At 72.1% G+C, this 14722-nt stretch carries 18 protein-coding genes; 13 read left to right on the top strand and 5 right to left on the bottom strand.

The features are described from left to right. Window positions 1–69: 69 nt before the first annotated feature. Entirely contained in the window at window positions 70–537 is a 468-nt protein-coding gene (locus tag FYW99_RS02645; protein ID WP_150249655.1) for an excalibur calcium-binding domain-containing protein, read from the bottom strand. 296 nt (window positions 538–833) lie between these two features. Continuing rightward, window positions 834–1637 (bottom strand): DUF4352 domain-containing protein, encoded by an 804-nt coding sequence (locus FYW99_RS32780; RefSeq protein WP_150249652.1) that lies wholly within the window; start codon window positions 1635–1637, stop codon window positions 834–836. 280 nt (window positions 1638–1917) lie between these two features. Here FYW99_RS32780 and FYW99_RS02635 point away from each other — a divergent pair, with 280 nt between their 5' ends. From FYW99_RS02635 to FYW99_RS02600, 8 genes are all read left to right on the top strand, one after another. Continuing rightward, entirely contained in the window at window positions 1918–2280 is a 363-nt protein-coding gene (locus FYW99_RS02635) for a cyclin family protein (protein WP_150249893.1), read from the top strand. Further along, window positions 2273–2743 (top strand): hypothetical protein, encoded by a 471-nt coding sequence (locus FYW99_RS02630; RefSeq protein ID WP_150249650.1) that lies wholly within the window; start codon window positions 2273–2275, stop codon window positions 2741–2743. The genes FYW99_RS02635 and FYW99_RS02630 overlap by 8 nt, the downstream gene beginning before the upstream one ends. 125 nt (window positions 2744–2868) lie before the next feature. Then, on the top strand, window positions 2869–3720 hold the full coding sequence (locus FYW99_RS02625) for a sulfurtransferase (protein ID WP_190394517.1): 852 nt from the start codon (window positions 2869–2871) through the stop codon (window positions 3718–3720). Between the two features lie 307 nt (window positions 3721–4027). Further along, entirely contained in the window at window positions 4028–4633 is a 606-nt protein-coding gene (locus FYW99_RS02620) for a DUF4178 domain-containing protein (RefSeq protein WP_150249643.1), read from the top strand. A 7-nt stretch (window positions 4634–4640) separates the two neighbouring features. Continuing rightward, complete coding sequence (locus tag FYW99_RS02615) at window positions 4641–5186, top strand: DUF2617 family protein (RefSeq protein WP_150249640.1); 546 nt, start codon at window positions 4641–4643, stop codon at window positions 5184–5186. Continuing rightward, the gene (locus FYW99_RS02610; protein WP_150249637.1) at window positions 5183–5500 is read left to right on the top strand and encodes a hypothetical protein; all 318 of its coding nucleotides are present in this window, start codon (window positions 5183–5185) and stop codon (window positions 5498–5500) included. The genes FYW99_RS02615 and FYW99_RS02610 overlap by 4 nt, the downstream gene beginning before the upstream one ends. Window positions 5501–5557: 57 nt before the next feature. Then, the gene (locus tag FYW99_RS02605; RefSeq protein ID WP_150249634.1) at window positions 5558–5986 is read left to right on the top strand and encodes a DUF350 domain-containing protein; all 429 of its coding nucleotides are present in this window, start codon (window positions 5558–5560) and stop codon (window positions 5984–5986) included. 70 nt (window positions 5987–6056) lie between these two features. After that, window positions 6057–7622 (top strand): polyamine aminopropyltransferase, encoded by a 1566-nt coding sequence (locus tag FYW99_RS02600; protein WP_150249631.1) that lies wholly within the window; start codon window positions 6057–6059, stop codon window positions 7620–7622. Between the two features lie 532 nt (window positions 7623–8154). Here FYW99_RS02600 and FYW99_RS02595 read toward each other — a convergent pair. Together FYW99_RS02595 and FYW99_RS02590 are read right to left on the bottom strand one after the other, a co-directional pair. Further along, window positions 8155–8346, bottom strand: a complete 192-nt coding sequence (locus FYW99_RS02595; RefSeq protein ID WP_150249628.1) for a hypothetical protein — start codon at window positions 8344–8346, stop codon at window positions 8155–8157. Continuing rightward, window positions 8343–8582, bottom strand: a complete 240-nt coding sequence (locus FYW99_RS02590; protein ID WP_223838644.1) for a hypothetical protein — start codon at window positions 8580–8582, stop codon at window positions 8343–8345. The genes FYW99_RS02595 and FYW99_RS02590 overlap by 4 nt, the downstream gene beginning before the upstream one ends. 649 nt (window positions 8583–9231) lie before the next feature. On the opposite strand from FYW99_RS02590, the gene FYW99_RS02585 reads away from it, so the two are divergent. Further along, window positions 9232–10047: a GntR family transcriptional regulator gene (locus FYW99_RS02585; RefSeq protein WP_150249625.1), complete on the top strand. Its 816-nt coding sequence runs from the start codon at window positions 9232–9234 to the stop codon at window positions 10045–10047. Window positions 10048–10107: 60 nt separating this feature from the next. On the opposite strand, the gene FYW99_RS02580 is transcribed toward FYW99_RS02585, so the two are convergent. Continuing rightward, window positions 10108–10566 (bottom strand): flavodoxin family protein, encoded by a 459-nt coding sequence (locus FYW99_RS02580; RefSeq protein WP_150249623.1) that lies wholly within the window; start codon window positions 10564–10566, stop codon window positions 10108–10110. A 161-nt stretch (window positions 10567–10727) separates the two neighbouring features. Here FYW99_RS02580 and FYW99_RS32775 point away from each other — a divergent pair, with 161 nt between their 5' ends. The 4 genes from FYW99_RS32775 to FYW99_RS02560 all read left to right on the top strand — a co-directional run bounded on the left by FYW99_RS32775 (window position 10728) and on the right by FYW99_RS02560 (window position 14632). Continuing rightward, the gene (locus FYW99_RS32775; RefSeq protein ID WP_263364037.1) at window positions 10728–11024 is read left to right on the top strand and encodes a hypothetical protein; all 297 of its coding nucleotides are present in this window, start codon (window positions 10728–10730) and stop codon (window positions 11022–11024) included. 314 nt (window positions 11025–11338) lie between these two features. After that, window positions 11339–12181, top strand: coding sequence for a nitrilase-related carbon-nitrogen hydrolase (locus FYW99_RS02570; RefSeq protein ID WP_150249619.1), 843 nt, complete (start codon window positions 11339–11341; stop codon window positions 12179–12181). A gap of 15 nt (window positions 12182–12196) precedes the next feature. After that, entirely contained in the window at window positions 12197–13606 is a 1410-nt protein-coding gene (gene hydA / locus FYW99_RS02565) for a dihydropyrimidinase (RefSeq protein WP_150249616.1), read from the top strand. Window positions 13607–13621: 15 nt separating this feature from the next. Then, entirely contained in the window at window positions 13622–14632 is a 1011-nt protein-coding gene (locus FYW99_RS02560) for a TIGR03842 family LLM class F420-dependent oxidoreductase (protein ID WP_150249612.1), read from the top strand. The last annotated feature ends 90 nt before the right edge of the window (window positions 14633–14722 follow it).

The following is a 14722-nucleotide window of genomic DNA, read 5'->3' as shown; positions in this document are numbered from 1 at the left end:
GGTCGGGGCGCTCCGCGCTCCGACCCGGTCCGACGCCACCCCCAGCACCGGTCCCGGGCCGAACTCCTGTCATTCGCAGGCGACGCCGTCGCCGTCGCGGTCCAGGTGGGAGCCGTAGCCCGGGTCGCCGCGGCGTACGGGCGCCGCGCCCGCGGCGCGCGCCGCGTCGCAGTTCTCGTAGTAGGCCGGGGCGCCGCCGCCGGTGTCGCCTCCGCCGCCCCCGCCGCTGCCGCTGCCGCCGTCGTCCGGGCGTTCGGTCACCGTCTCCGTGACGGTCTCCGTGGCGGTGACCGTCACCTCGACCTCCTCGGTCTCGGTGGCGGTCGGCTCCACCGTCTCGGACACGGTCGCGGTCACCGTCGCGGCCGGGGGCGGCTGCCCCGCCTGGTCGGAGCCGCCTCCGGCCAGTGCGCTGGCGCAGGAGCCGATGACCGCGGTGAGGATCAGGGCGCCGAAGCACCCCAGGCATCCGAGGCCGATCTTGCCACCGGTGGACACGCTGGTGGCAGGGGGCCGCGGGGGCGGGGGCAGGGACATGGCGAGGCTCCGGGGGATGCGCAGGGAGCGGTGGAGCGGGAACCGCGCTGGACGGACGCGCGCGGGCGGGGGCGCGCGCGTGCGCCGACGATATCCGAGCGAGCCGCGGAAAGGACCCCTTCTGCGGTGAAAAGTGGCTTCCGCCGCACCTGGCCGTTCCGATGCCGTACCCGAACACTCCACCGGACGCCCTCGGACACAGCGGTGCACCGCCCGACAGCGGCGAACACCACCGGACACAGCGCGAAGCCCCGGCCGCGGGGTGCGCGGCCGGGGCTTCGTGGTGCGTGCGTGGACTACTGGACCGTCGTGACGATCGGGTCCTCCATGCCGAAACTCGGGTCGTAGCGGACCTCGGTCACCACGACCTCGCCGACCACGGCGATCTGCCCCGAGACGGAGGAGCCGGGCGCGAGGGTGCCGACCTCGATGTGCTGGATGTCGGCGAAGATCGCGTCGGCCCAGTCGGTGCGCTCGGTTCCGTCGGAGAGCACCGTCGTGAAGTACAGCGGGTTGATGTCGAGCGGCTCGTCGCCGTTGTTGGTGAGCTCGACGTCGAGCACCGTGTAGACGGTGTCGTCGAGGGTGTCACCGGCGGTGCCCGCGGCGGTGGCCGTCAGGCTGACGCCCTGCTCGTTGGCGGGCTCCTCGGCCGCGCCGCCCTCCGGCTCCTGCGTGCTCTCCTGCTGGGTGGGGGCCGAGGACGTGGAGGTCGACGCGCTGTCGTCACCGCCCGCCATCGAGGCGATGATCACGATGACGACGACCACGAGGACCACCAGGCCCAGGCAGCCGCCGCCGATGCCGAGGCCGACCTTGGCGCCGGTGGACATGCCCTTCTTCGGGGGCTGGGCGCCGGGCGGCGGGCCGTAGGGGTCCCCGGGAGGGCCGGGGGGCATCCCGCCGTAGGGGGGCTGGCCGGGAGGCGGTCCGCCCGGGCCTCCGTAGGGCGGCTGACCGCCGGACGGGTCACCGTAGCCGGGCTGGCCTCCGCCGGGAGCGCCGTAGCCGGGCTGCTGCCCGCCGTAGGACTGGTAGCCGCCGGTGCCGTCGCCGTGGGGCGGCTGCTGGGGGCCGGAAGGGTACTGGGGATAGGACAAGGGGTGCTCCGGTCTCGTACACGATGCCTGAGGGAATGTGCCGCGGGCCTGAGCCGTGTACCGGCTGGAACACATGCGGCTTCGAGGACCATATCCGACGCGGGTGCGCCGCCGTTTCGTAAGCCCCATGTCGGAGCTGTCCGGAACCGGACGTGCCCGCTGGCGGCCGGGGCACGGGCGGGGCAGCCAGCGGGGGACGGTGCCATGCGGTGACCCTGACGTACTACGCTGTGTCGTAGAAGCCCGCTGACATGGCATGGGGACGACGAGCGGAGGCGGCGTGGTCGACTGGCTGACCATGACGATTCAGATGGTGTCACTGGCGTTGGCCGGGTGGTGCCTCGTCTCGACCTTCCGCGACCAGCCCATGGTGGTCCCGCACCTGGTCGGCATGGCGGTCCTGTGGCTGCTCGTGCTCGGGCAGGTGGCCGCCACCGTCGTCACCCTGGTCGGCGGCGAGCGGCCCGCGGAGATGGCCATGTTCGTGTCCTACCTGGCCACGGTCGCGCTGCTGCCGCCCGCGTGCGCCGTGTGGGGCTTCATGGAGCGGAGCAGGTGGGGCCCGGCGGTGATCGCCTTCGCGTGCCTGATCCTGCCCGTCCTGTTCGTCCGCCTCGAACAGCTCTGGAGCCCCGTTGTCTGAGTCCACCGCGCCTGGGTCCGCCGCGTCGGGGTCCGCCGCGACCCGCGACAGAACCCTGCGCACCGGCCCCGGGCGGCTGCTCGTCGCCGTGTACGGGGTGTTCGCGCTCGCCGCGACCGCGCGCGGGGGCTACCAGCTGGCCACGAGGTTCGACGAGGCGCCGCTGGCCTACGGGCTCTCGCTGCTCGCCGGGGTGGTCTACCTGGTGGCGGCGGTCGGCCTGGCCCGGGCCGGACGGACCTCGCGCAGGGTCGCGCTGGTCTCGTGCAGCGTCGAACTGGTCGGTGTGCTGGCGGTGGGCGCGGTCAGCCTGCTCCTGCCGGGGGTGTTCCCCGACGACACGGTGTGGTCGAACTTCGGCGCCGGGTACCTGTTCATCCCGCTGGTGCTGCCGGTGCTGGGCCTGTGGTGGATCCTGCGCGTCCACCGCATGGACCGGGACCGCGAGGGCCCCGGCGCCTGAACAGCGCCCTGCGGGCCCCTCCTCGGTCCGCGTCCCGGCGACCGCCCTCCCCCGGGCCCGCCCGGGAACGGACACCGGACACACCCCCTCCCACCTGCCGGGACGGAACGCCTAGGGTGGTGTCCATGTCCGAACTCCTGACCCTGCCGGTGGCCGTGTCGGCCGACTGGCTCCGCGAACACCGCGACCAGGTCGTCCTCGTCGACTCCCGGTGGTACCTCGACGGGCGCTCCGGCCGCGACGCCCACCGCGCCGGACACCTGCCCGGCGCCGTCTTCACCGACCTGGACGCCGACCTGGCCGCACCGGCCGGCCCCGAGGGCGGCCGCCACCCGCTGCCCTCCGCTGCCGACTTCGCCGACGCGCTCGGCCGCCTCGGCATCGGTGACGACTCCTCCGTGGTGGTCTACGACGACGCCGGCGGTTCCGTGGCCGCCCGCCTGGTGTGGATGCTGCGCGTGCTGGGTACCCCGGCGGCCTTCCTCGACGGGGGCGTCCAGGCGTGGACCGGTGAACTGGAGGAGGGCGACGTCACTCCCCGGCCGGCGCACCGCACCCCGCTGCCCTGGCCCGCCGACCGCGTCGTGCACACCGACACCGTCCGCGCCGAGACGGGTGATCCGGCGCACCTGCTGGTCGACGCCCGGGCCCGTGACCGCTACACCGGTGAGCGGCCCGCACCCGTCGACGCCCGGCCGGGGCACGTGCCGGGCGCCCGCAGCGCCGAGTGGACGGGGAACCTGGGCGATGACGGCCTCCTGGCCGCCCCGGGAATCCTGCGTGAACGCTTCGCCGCCCTCGGCGCCGACTCCGCCGACACCATCACCGCCTACTGCGGGTCCGGGGTCACCGCCTGCCACGACCTGCTCGCCCTGGAGCACGCCGGGTACTCCGGCGCCCGCCTGTACCCGGGGTCGTGGAGCCGCTGGGGAGGCGACGACACCCTCCCGGTGGAGACCGGCGACCCCCGGGCCTGAAACCCCTACGCACCGGGGTCCGGACACGTCGGCCCGCGCCGGCCGCTCCGGGGCGCCGGCGCCCCGGAGCGGCCCCGGGAGCGCACCCCCGGCGCGCTCCCGCACACGGGCCCGTTCTCAACGATCACCGTCCGTGAGAAGTTCCCGGGCGGAGTGTCCCGTGTGTCCTGATCTGGTCACATGTGGAACCCACCCCTCGCCCGCGGCGTCAGAGCGTCAGTAGGATTGCCCAGCTCCCGGGGAACACCGCAGGCAGGGGACGTACACGGCCTCGCTCCCCCCATGCCCCACCGCGAAACGAGGAACATTGGCCATCGAACTCCTGTTGCTGCTCATTCTGGTCGGCGTCGCCGTCGTGGTCGGCATCCTGATCTACGCGCAGCGCGCCAAGAAACCGAAATCGGCCCCCGAGCCCCCCGCCCCGCCGCGGGACCCCTTCGCCGACACGGGGAACAGCACCGCGGGCGACCCGCGCGCCATCAAGGCGGGCGACATGATCGACTGGGGCACCGAGCGGACCTGGATCCGCGGCACCCTGCGTCTGTCCGAGGGCGGCTTCACCTGGTCGGAGCACTTCCTGGAGGTCGAGGGCGGCAAGCGCTGGCTCTCGGTGGAGGAGGACCCCGACGTGGAGCTGGCCCTGTGGACCGGCCGCCCCGACCTGGACATCATCCCCCAGGGCAAGAGCATCGAGCTGGAGGGCACCGTCTACCGGCTCCAGGAGAAGGGCACCGGCTCCTACCGCTCCGAGGGCACCACCGGGCTCAAGGCCTCCGGGGGCCTCGACTACGCCGACTACGAGTCCGACGACGGCAGGCTGCTGTCCTTCGAGCGCTTCGACCACGGACGCTGGGAGGCCAGCACGGGGGACAAGGTCGCCCCGGGAACCTTCACCATCTACCCGGGGAGCTGACCGGAACGTGCGCGCGAGCATCAGCGCCCCCTTCGTCGACACCAGCGCCGACGACCTGGTCTGGGCCCTGCACCACCCGCTGGTCGACCCCCTGGCCTCCCGCACCGTCCGGGTGCCGGGAGCCCGGGTCGAGCTGCGGGTGCTCGGCGCCTCCCACCAGGTGGTCGTCACGCCGGAGCCGTCGCCCGGGGCACTGGTGGCCGACGGACCGTTGGTGGAGACGGTGGCCTGCCTGCCCGGTCTCCCCGGCGGCCTGCCCGGCAGCGCTGACCGTCCCGACCTGGGCGGCTACCGTTTCGGCTCGCGCGTGGAGTCCCTGTCCCGAACCGAGCTGGCCCGCAGGGTGGAGGGGATCCACCGGGAGGTGGCCGACTCCCCCGGCGGCCTGCTCGTCGCCTTCCCCGGCGATCCGCTGGCGGTCACCGCGCTGCACCTGGTCCCCGGTGGACCGCTCGACTGGCGCACCTGGCACGCCTACCCCCAGAGCGGCGAGCTGGTGACGACCACCTCGACCGTGACCCTTCCCCCCACTTCCGGGAGAACCGCACCATGAAGGCATACGAGGAGCCCGCGAACAACGGCAACAGGAACGTCATCATCACGGTGTTCGTCGTGATCGGCGTCATCCTGCTGGTCCTGATCCTGCTCAGCGCTTGCTCCAACAACAGCAACAACTACTGCCCCGACGACGACGTGGTCCAGATCGAGGGCTATGACGACGACGACTGCGACGGGTCCTCGGGGTCCTCCGGCGGAGGGTTCTTCTTCTTCGGCGGGGGCACCGGAGGCGGCAGCGGCAGCAGTAACAGCTACAGCGACGGTAGCGGCAGCAGCTACCGCGGCGGAGGCGGCGGCTTCGGCAAGTAGTCTCCCCCCACACGTTCCGAACATGTCGACCGAAATCCCCTACCTGCGAACAGGACCATGAACGAGATCCTCTTCAACGCTCTCGGAGCCCTCGCCTACGGCGGAGTGGGCATCGTCATCCTCGTGTTGGGCTACCTGCTCACCGACCTCCTCACTCCCGGCAAGCTGCACGAGCTGATCTGGGAGAACCGCAACCGCAACGCGGTCCTGCTCGTGTCCGCGAACACGCTGGGATCGGCCATCGTCGTCACCTCGGCGATCCTCTCCAGCGAGTCCGAGATCGGCCTGGGCGCAGGTCTGGTCTCGACCGCCGTCTACGGCCTGATCGGCCTGGGCGTGATGGCGCTGTCGTTCGTGCTGATCGACCTCCTCGTCCCCGCCAAGGTCGCCCAGATGATCAGCAGCGACGAGCCGCACCCGGCCACCTGGGTGAGCGCCTCCGCGCACGTGGCGATCGCGGTCGTCATCGCCGCGGCCCTGACCTGACGCCCCTTCCCCCACCGGCCCCCTGCCCCGGGCAACCGCACCACCGCACCACCACACGAAGGCAGTTCCGTTGACTGAGACCACCGTCCGCGCACGGCTCCGACTGCCGGTATCCGCCAGGGCGGCCCGGTTCCTCGTGTTGCTGGCGGTGTTCGTCTGCGCCGCCTGCGGCCTGGTGTACGAGCTCGCGCTGGTCGCCATCGGCAGCTACCTGCTGGGCAACAGCATCACCCAGGCGTCGGTGGTGCTGTCGGTGATGGTGTTCGCGATGGGCGTGGGCTCCCTGCTGTCCAAGCGCTTCCAGGCGCACCCCGCCGCGGCCTTCGCCGTGATCGAGGGCCTGCTCTCGCTCGTGGGCGGCCTGTCGGTGCTGCTGCTGTACGCGGCCTTCGCCTGGTTCTCCGCCTACCAGCCCGCGCTGGTGGTGCTCTCGTTCGTGATCGGCGCCCTCATCGGCATGGAGATCCCGCTGCTGATGACGCTGATCCAGCGCATCCGCAAACAGGACGCCTCCGACGCGGTCGCCGACCTGTTCGCCGCCGACTACGTGGGCGGCCTGATCGGCGGCCTGGCCTTCCCGTTCCTGCTGCTGCCGCTGCTGGGCCTGCCCAAGGGCGCGCTGATGGTGGGCGCGCTCAACGCCGTGGTCGGTGTGGCGGTGGTGCTGTGGCTGTTCCGCGCGGAACTGACCCGGGGCGCCTACGCGGGGCTGAGCATCGGCCTGCTGGTCATCATCTCGGTGCTCGGCCTGGCCTACGCCTACGCCGACCAGTTCGAGGTGGACGCGCGCCAGGCGCTGTACCGCGACCCGATCGTGCACGCCGAGCGCTCCCAGTACCAGGAGATCGTGCTCACCCGGTCCCTCGACGGCGATGACGTGCGGCTGTTCCTCAACGGGAGCCTCCAGTTCTCCAGCCTGGACGAGTACCGTTACCACGAGTCGCTGGTGCACCCCGCGATGGCGGGGCCCCACGAGGACGTGCTGGTCCTGGGCGGCGGCGACGGCCTGGCCCTGCGCGAGATCCTCGCCTACGACGACGTGGCATCGGCCACCCTCGTGGACCTGGACCCGGCGGTGGTCGAACTGGCCTCGACCGACCCGGTGATCAGCACCCTCAACGAGCACTCCTTCGAGGACCCGCGCGTGGACGTGGTCAACGCCGACGCCTTCCAGTGGCTGCGCGAGAACCGCGAGGAGTTCGACGTGATCATCGCCGACCTGCCGGACGGGGACGACGTCGGCACCGCCAAGCTCTACTCGGTCGAGTTCTACTCGCTCCTGCGCCACGCCCTGTCCGAGGAGGGCCGCATGGTCGTGCAGGCCGGTTCGCCCTTCTTCGCCCCGGAGGCCTACTGGAGCGTGGGCGACTCCCTGGAGGAGGCGGACCTGGCCGCCACCCCCTACAACGTGGACGTGCCCTCCTTCGGCAACTGGGGCTTCTACCTCACGAGCACCGGAGCCGAACCCGAGCTGCGCGTCCCCGAGGACGCGCCTCCGCTGTACTTCCTGGACCCGGTCCTGCTGGAGGCCGCCCAGGTCTTCCCCAAGGACCGCCGCGAGGGCGACGTGGAGGAGTCGACCCTCATGCACCCGAGGATCATCGGCTACCACCAGGGGGCCTGGCGGGGCTACTGACGCCGGTCCGCGGACCGGCGCCGCCTCGGCGAGGAAACACCGCGCGGCCTGAGGACTTGGGCCAGTGGGCGGCCACGCGGTGTGTCTGGGGAGGGGCTGGTCGGGGGCTCGGTCCCGTCCTGGGGACGGCGGTCGCGGGCGAAGGTGCGGACGGAAGATCTGCGGCGCCGGACGGAGTGGGTCCTGTGCTCCCCCGCGTTTTCCGACGACCTGGGCCCATCCTGACCTGCTGGTCCAAGTCGGCGAAAACGCCACGCCGTGTCCGACACCGCCCCAGCCAACCCCTTACCCAGACTTTCCCGCCCTTTTCCGGCCCTTCGGCCGCTCCCTCTGCCCCACGCCGTCCCGCACCGGGGAGCGTTGACGCCCCGTGCGCCCGGCGGGAAAGGACCGGGCGCACGGGGGCCTCAGTCCTGCGACGGACGCGGAGGCGGCACGTCGACGTGGGAACGGCGCTCCACCCACCCGTGGGCCGGACAGCACCAGACCCACCAACAGATCCAGGGCAACGACCAGGCCGTGCAGCCGTCCATCAGTCCTTCTCCTTCCGTCGGCGCATCAACTCGGCGCGCATGGCCTCGTGGGAGGGAGCGGCGATCCGCTCATGCGGGTCGCCCGGTCCGGTCCAGCCCGGCGTCCGGTACGCGACGACTTCGTCGCCCTCCAGGGTGAGCACCCACCGGCCCTCGATGAGATCGTTGAGCAGATGGTCCAGCGGAGTCACCGGCTCACCGCCAGGTGTTCCAGCGGCGACGCCCAGACGAGCCGGTGCGGGTGCGGGTCCGGACGGCACTCCCGTGCCACACGGGTGACCGGCCCCCGGGACGCGCCGTACAAGGGCTGGCCCTCCAGGGTGGGGCCGAGATAGGTCACTCGGGCCCGGTGGGCGGCGGCCCAGGCTCGCAGATCCTGGACGGTCGGCAACTCGCGGATGTCGCAGACGCACACGCGGGCGTTCACGCGGCCACCGTCCGACGGTGACGCCCGGGGCGACTCCCCTGGGAGGAGACCCCCGGCAGGATCCTGACTCCGAACTGGGAGCGGTCGACGCGTCGGAGCTGGAGCACGTCCACCGGCTCGGGGGTTCGCTCCGTTTCCCAGGGAAGCACGGGCCTGGGAGGAAGCGGAGGAATCTCCGCCCCGGAGGCCATCCGAGGCGTGAGGAGCGGAATCGGGCCCGTGATGACGTGCGGGCGCGGAGCGGGCGGGCGAGACGCGTACCGGCGAACGCGGGATCCGCGTCGGCGGGCGTGGCGTGCGCTCGTGCGGGCCGGTGGCCACAGCGCGGACGCGATCAGAGACAGGTAGCGCATGGGGCGCCTCCTCGGGCGAGGTGCCGGTTGGGAAGCCCGGCGGGCCGTCAGGACGAGGCACCGCGCAGCCGTGACCGCCAAGCCGCGTGCCACGCGGTGCCACGCTCGGATTCCGGCGCCTGAGGCACACTGGAGGTGTGACCGCCAAACGCTCCGCCACCCACGAGTCAGCACGGAGTCGCTGACTTTATAGGAGCTAAACCCTCTGCGTGTGATGACAGCAACTCGACCTTTCGCTCGACGCAATAGGGGGGCTAAAGTCCGTGGTGATGGAGTACCTGAAGTGAGGATTCGCCTTGGACGCACGGACATTGCATGACATCGCCGCCATGTCGGACCCGCTGGAGAGAGCCCGCGCCGCCTCCGCCGCGATGACGAGTCTCCAGGGGCAGAGCGTTGAGCTGTCCCGGATCCGGCGCGGCGCCATCATCGAGGCCCAGCAGTCCGGGATGCGCCAGGAGGACATCGCCCGGCACCTTGGAGTGTCGCCCGGCCGGGTGAGCCAGATGAAGAAGGCGGGCGCGGAGGAGCCCGCGCACAAGGCGCCCACCGGTCCCGTCGACCCACGCCCGCGCGTGCTCGTCCAGCGTGCGCTACCGACCCCTCCGAGCACACGCGGTTCGAAGTCGCTCTACCTGACCGAGGCACAGCAGCAGGGGCTCACCCCGGAGCGGAAGATGCTGTTCGTGGGACAGGAACCCGCGAACGAACACGTTGCCCTGGGACTACGTCTCGAACCCGGGGACCCGGTCATCGCCCGACGCAAGATGTTCTGGGCTAACGAGGTTCCCGTGCGCGTCAGTACGTCGTACTTCCGGGTGGACGTCGGCGAGAACACCAGGTTGGACGGTGAGGGATTCGTTCTGCCGACCCTCCAAGCCGCCATCGAGGACCTCGGGCACCGGTTCGGACACGCCACCGAGACGCTGACCGCACGCCCGGCGACACCGTACGAGGCGGACCTGCTCGACATCCCCGGCGAATGGGTGGTGCAGGTGCTCCGTGTCAGCCACTCCACCGAGGACGTGCCCGTCCATGCGCTGGAGACGATCTGCGCAGCGACACGGCATGTGTTCCCGATCGGTCAGGCTGTCGGCAGCGATCAGTTCTGACCGGCCTACGCGAGACGGCTCCCGGTCGAACCGGGGGCCGTTCCAAGTCCCGAGGACGACTCACCCCTTGCCCAGAGCGGCGAGGGCGGTGACGGCGCCCAGCTCCCAGCAGGCCTCGCGGTCCCGTGCCTCCGGGCGGCCGGTCACGGTGACCGGCGGGCGGTGCCGCCGCCACCCCATGCCCTTGGCGATCGACTCGACCGCCCGGACCGCGCCGGAGGTGTCGCTGTCCCCGTGCACGTACAGCGCGTAGGGCAGCCCCTCGGTCGCCCCCTGCGCCGGGTAGAAGACCGTGTCGAAGAAGACCTTGAGGGCGCCCGACATGTACCCGATGTTGGCCGGGGTCCCCAGGATGACGGCGTCGGCGCCGAGCAGGTCGCTGGCCGTGGCCGACAGCGCCGCCTCCGCCCGCACCTCGACCCCCTCGACGTCGTCGTCGCGGGCGCCCTCCAGGACCGCACCCAGCAGTTCCTGGGTCGCGGGCGAGACCGTGTGGTGAACGATGAGCAGTCGTGCCATGTCCCCCACACTAGGAGGCGGCGGCGCGCCACCGCCGCCTCCCGCACGGCGCCACCCGGCACCGGCGCACAGCCGCCGCCCGCAGCAGAAAGCCAGGCCCCGCCATGAGCCAGCCCCCGCACGGTCCCGGTGACGGATCCGCGAACCGAGACCAGCCGCCCATGGGTCCTCCGCCCGGAGGCATGCCGCCCACCGGCTGGCAGCCCCCCGCGGGCCCGCCTCCCGCACCCGGATTCGGCCGCTCGGGCCCTCCCTCCCCGGGAGAGCCCGGAGGCCCCAAGGAGCACTCCCCCTGGCTGTTCCTGGGCCTGGGCTGCGGCGGCCTGTTCCTCATCGGAGTCGTCCTGGTCCTGCTCATCGTCCTCGTCTTCGACGACCGCGCCGAGCGGAGCGAGGGCGCGGGCGGGCCCCTCGGGCACGGCGGCGCGTCCGTCACCGGGGACCGCCTCGCCGCCTGACCGCGCGGCGGCCGGGAGGGGTGTGTGTCCTCATCCGAAATTCAGCGGGAAAATTCCGGAAAACATGTCCTTTTCTCCGAAATTATCCGTGTCACAGAAAGGACATCGCGCCCCGTAAGGGCACGATCGCGCGATTCCTTCACCCGGTCGCGCACGGAGAACGCGGATGTCGGACATTGACCGGCCATTCGACGTTACCTAAGGTGCGACGGCACGCGCACCACCCGCTCGCACCACCGTGCCAGCAGGACATACGCGGACGTAACAACCGTTCTCGCCCGCCCCGGCGGCGCACACGCAGGAACGAGGAACACATGCCGCACAACGTCCGTGCCGCACTCGTCCAGACCGAATGGACGGGCGACACCGAATCCATGCTCGCCGTCCACGAGAAACACGCGCGCGACGCCGCCGCGCAGGGCGCGCGGGTGATCGGTTTCCAGGAGGTGTTCAACGCCCCCTACTTCTGCCAGGTGCAGGACCCCGAACACCACCGCTGGGCCGAGGCCGTCCCCGACGGCCCCACCATCACCCGGTTCAGCGCCCTGGCCCGTGAACTGGGCATCGTCATGGTCCTGCCGGTCTTCGAGGTGGAGTCCCCCGGCTTCTACTACAACACCGCCGCGGTCGTCGACGCCGACGGCAGCTACCTCGGCAAGTACCGCAAGCACCACATCCCGCAGGTCCACGGCTTCTGGGAGAAGTACTACTTCCGCCCCGGCAACCTCGGCTGGCCGGTCTTCGACACCGCCGCCGGGCGCATCGGCGTCTACATCTGCTACGACCGCCACTTCCCCGAGGGCTGGCGAGCCCTGGGGCTGGCCGGGGCCCAGCTGGTGTACAACCCGTCCGCGACCAGCCGCGGCCTGTCCGCCCACCTGTGGAAGCTGGAGCAGACCGCGGCGGCCGTGGCCAACGCGTACTTCGTCGCCGCGATCAACCGCGTGGGCGTGGAGGAGTACGGCGACAACGACTTCTACGGCACCAGCTACTTCGCGGACCCGCGCGGGCAGTTCGTCGGCGACGTCGCCTCCGACACCTCCGCCGAGCTGGTCGTGCGCGACCTGGACCTGGACCTGGTCGACGAGGTCCGCCAACAGTGGGCCTTCTACCGCGACCGCAGGCCCGACGCCTACGGCCCGCTGGTCCAGGGCTGAGGGGCGGGGCACGGCATGGCACGACGCACCGTCATCCGCGGCGGCCTGGTCGTCACCGCGGCAGAGGAGACCGAGGCCGACGTCCTCGTGGAGGGCGAGAGGGTGGCCGCGCTCGCGCTGCGCGGCAGCGACGCCGCCCGCTCCTGGGCCGACAGCGGCGCCGAGGTCATCGACGCCGCCGGACACTACGTCGTCCCCGGCGGGGTGGACGGCCACACCCACATGGAGATGCCGTTCGGCGGCACCTCCTCCTCCGACACCTTCGAGACCGGCACCCGGGCCGCCGCCTGGGGCGGCACCACCACCATCGTCGACTTCGCCATCCAGCGGCCCGGGGAGCCGGTGCGCGCGGGCGTGGACGCGTGGATGGCCAAGGCCGAGGGCAACTGCGCGGTGGACTACGCCTTCCACGCCATCCTCTCCGACGTCCAGGCCTCCTCGCTCAGGGAGATGGACGCCCTCGTCGACGAGGGCGTGACCTCGTTCAAGCTGTTCATGGCCTACCCGGGCGTGTTCTACAGCGACGACGGCCAGATCCTGCGGGCCATGCAGCGCGGCGCCGCCAACGGCGCGCTGACCATGGTGCACGCCGAGAACGGCATCGCCATCGACGTGCTGGTCGAGCAGGCCCTGGCCGAGGGCAGGACCGACCCGAGGTACCACGGCGAGGTCCGCAGGGCCCTGCTGGAGTCGGAGGCCACCCACCGCGCCGTCCAGCTCGCCCGCGTGGCGGGCGCGCCGCTGTACGTGGTGCACGTCTCGGCCCGGGAGGCGGTGGAGGAGCTGGCCCGGGCGCGCGGGATGGGGCTCAACGTGTTCGGTGAGACCTGCCCCCAGTACCTGTTCCTGTCCGCCGACAACCTCGCCGAGCCCGGTTTCGAGGGTGCCAAGTACGTGTGCTCCACACCGCTGCGGCCCCGGGAGCACCAGGAGCACCTGTGGCGGGCGCTGCGCACCAACGACCTGTCCGTGGTCTCCACCGACCACTGCCCGTTCTGCTTCACCGGGCAGAAGGACCTGGGCCGGGGCGACTTCTCCAGGATCCCCAACGGCATGCCCGGCGTCGAGCACCGCATGGACCTGCTGCACCAGGCCGTGGTGGAGGGCCGCATCGGCAGGCGCCGGTGGATCGAGATCGCCTGCGCCACCCCGGCCCGCATGTTCGGCCTGTACCCGGCCAAGGGCACGATCTGCCCGGGCTCGGACGCCGACATCGTGGTCTACGACCCCGGCGCCGAGCAGGTCCTGTCGGCCGAGACGCACCACATGAACGTGGACTACTCCGCCTACGAGGGCAGGCGGGTCACCGGCCGGGCCCGCACCGTGCTCTCGCGCGGACGGGTCGTGGTGGACCGCGGCGCCTACCTGGGCGAGGCCGGGCACGGCCGGTACGTGCCCCGCTCCACCTGCCAGTACCTGGTCTGAACGAGAGGGCAGCACATGGACATCGGACTCGTCCTCCAGACCGACCCGCCCGCCGACCTGCTGGTCGAGCGGATGGTCCGCGCGGAGGGGTACGGCTTCACCCACGGGTGGACCTTCGACTCGGTCGTGCTCTGGCAGGAGCCCTTCGTCGTCTACAGCCGCGTCCTGGAACGCACCCGCGACCTGGTCGTGGGGCCCATGGTGACCAACCCGGGCACGCGCACCTGGGAGGTGACCGCCTCGCTGTTCGCCACCCTGAACGACATGTTCGGCAACCGGACGGTGTGCGGGATCGGCCGGGGCGACTCGGCCATGCGCGTGGCGGGCCGCCGACCCGCCACCCTGGAACGCCTGTCCCGGGCGATGCGCGCGATCAAGGACCTGGCCGAGGGCCGGGAGGCCGACGTGGACGGCGCGGACATACGCCTGCCGTGGGTGCGCGACGGCGCCCTGCCCGTGTGGATGGGAGCCTACGGACCCCGGGCCCTGGAGCTGGCGGGCCGCCAGGCGGACGGCTTCATCCTCCAGCTGGCCGACCCCTACCTGACCGGGTGGATGGTCAGGGCGGTGCGCACGGCCGCGGCCGACGCCGGGCGCGACCCCGACGAGGTGACGGTGTGCGTGGCGGCGCCCGCCTACGTCACCGACGGCTCCGCGCGGGGACTGGCCCACGCGCGGGAGCAGTGCCGCTGGTTCGGCGGGATGGTGGGCAACCACGTGGCCGACCTGGTCGCCCGCTACGGCGACTCCTCCGACGCGGTCCCGCAGGAGCTGACCGACTACGTCAGGGCCCGGCGGGGCTACGACTACAGCCACCACGGTCGGGCGGACAACCCCGACACCGCGTTCGTCCCGGACGGCATCGTCGACCGGTTCTGCCTGGTGGGGCCGGTGGAGGAGCACCTGGAGAGGCTGGAGCGGCTCCGGGAGGCGGGCGTGGACCAGTTCGCGGTGTACGCGATGCACGACGACGTGGACGGGGTCATCGACGCCTACGGGCGCCACGTCGTCCCGGCCGTGTCCTGATCCGCGCCGCGGGGCCGCCGGGGCACGGGCGGGCGCGCCCCTTCGGGGACGCGTGATCCCGTGGCAGCCCTCCCGACCCGCCCGCGGCAC

It is taken from the genome of Nocardiopsis deserti, from assembly GCF_008638355.1.
GTDB lineage: Bacteria > Actinomycetota > Actinomycetes > Streptosporangiales > Streptosporangiaceae > Nocardiopsis > Nocardiopsis alborubida.
Note: the sequence above shows the minus strand (reverse complement) of the source record. Positions and strands in the feature narration are given on the sequence as shown.

Bases quoted from the DNA above. Each gene is read 5' to 3' on its own strand.
- FYW99_RS02645 (WP_150249655.1), bottom strand. From the start codon at position 537: ATGTCCCTGCCCCCGCCCCCGCGGCCCCCTGCCACCAGCGTGTCCACC.
- FYW99_RS02625 (WP_190394517.1), top strand. From the start codon at position 2,869: ATGTCCGAACTCCTGACCCTGCCGGTGGCCGTGTCGGCCGACTGGCTC.
- FYW99_RS02610 (WP_150249637.1), top strand. From the start codon at position 5,183: ATGAAGGCATACGAGGAGCCCGCGAACAACGGCAACAGGAACGTCATC.
- FYW99_RS02605 (WP_150249634.1), top strand. From the start codon at position 5,558: ATGAACGAGATCCTCTTCAACGCTCTCGGAGCCCTCGCCTACGGCGGA.
- FYW99_RS02580 (WP_150249623.1), bottom strand. From the start codon at position 10,566: ATGGCACGACTGCTCATCGTTCACCACACGGTCTCGCCCGCGACCCAG.
- FYW99_RS32775 (WP_263364037.1), top strand. From the start codon at position 10,728: ATGGGTCCTCCGCCCGGAGGCATGCCGCCCACCGGCTGGCAGCCCCCC.
- FYW99_RS02570 (WP_150249619.1), top strand. From the start codon at position 11,339: ATGCCGCACAACGTCCGTGCCGCACTCGTCCAGACCGAATGGACGGGC.
- hydA (WP_150249616.1), top strand. From the start codon at position 12,197: ATGGCACGACGCACCGTCATCCGCGGCGGCCTGGTCGTCACCGCGGCA.
- FYW99_RS02560 (WP_150249612.1), top strand. From the start codon at position 13,622: ATGGACATCGGACTCGTCCTCCAGACCGACCCGCCCGCCGACCTGCTG.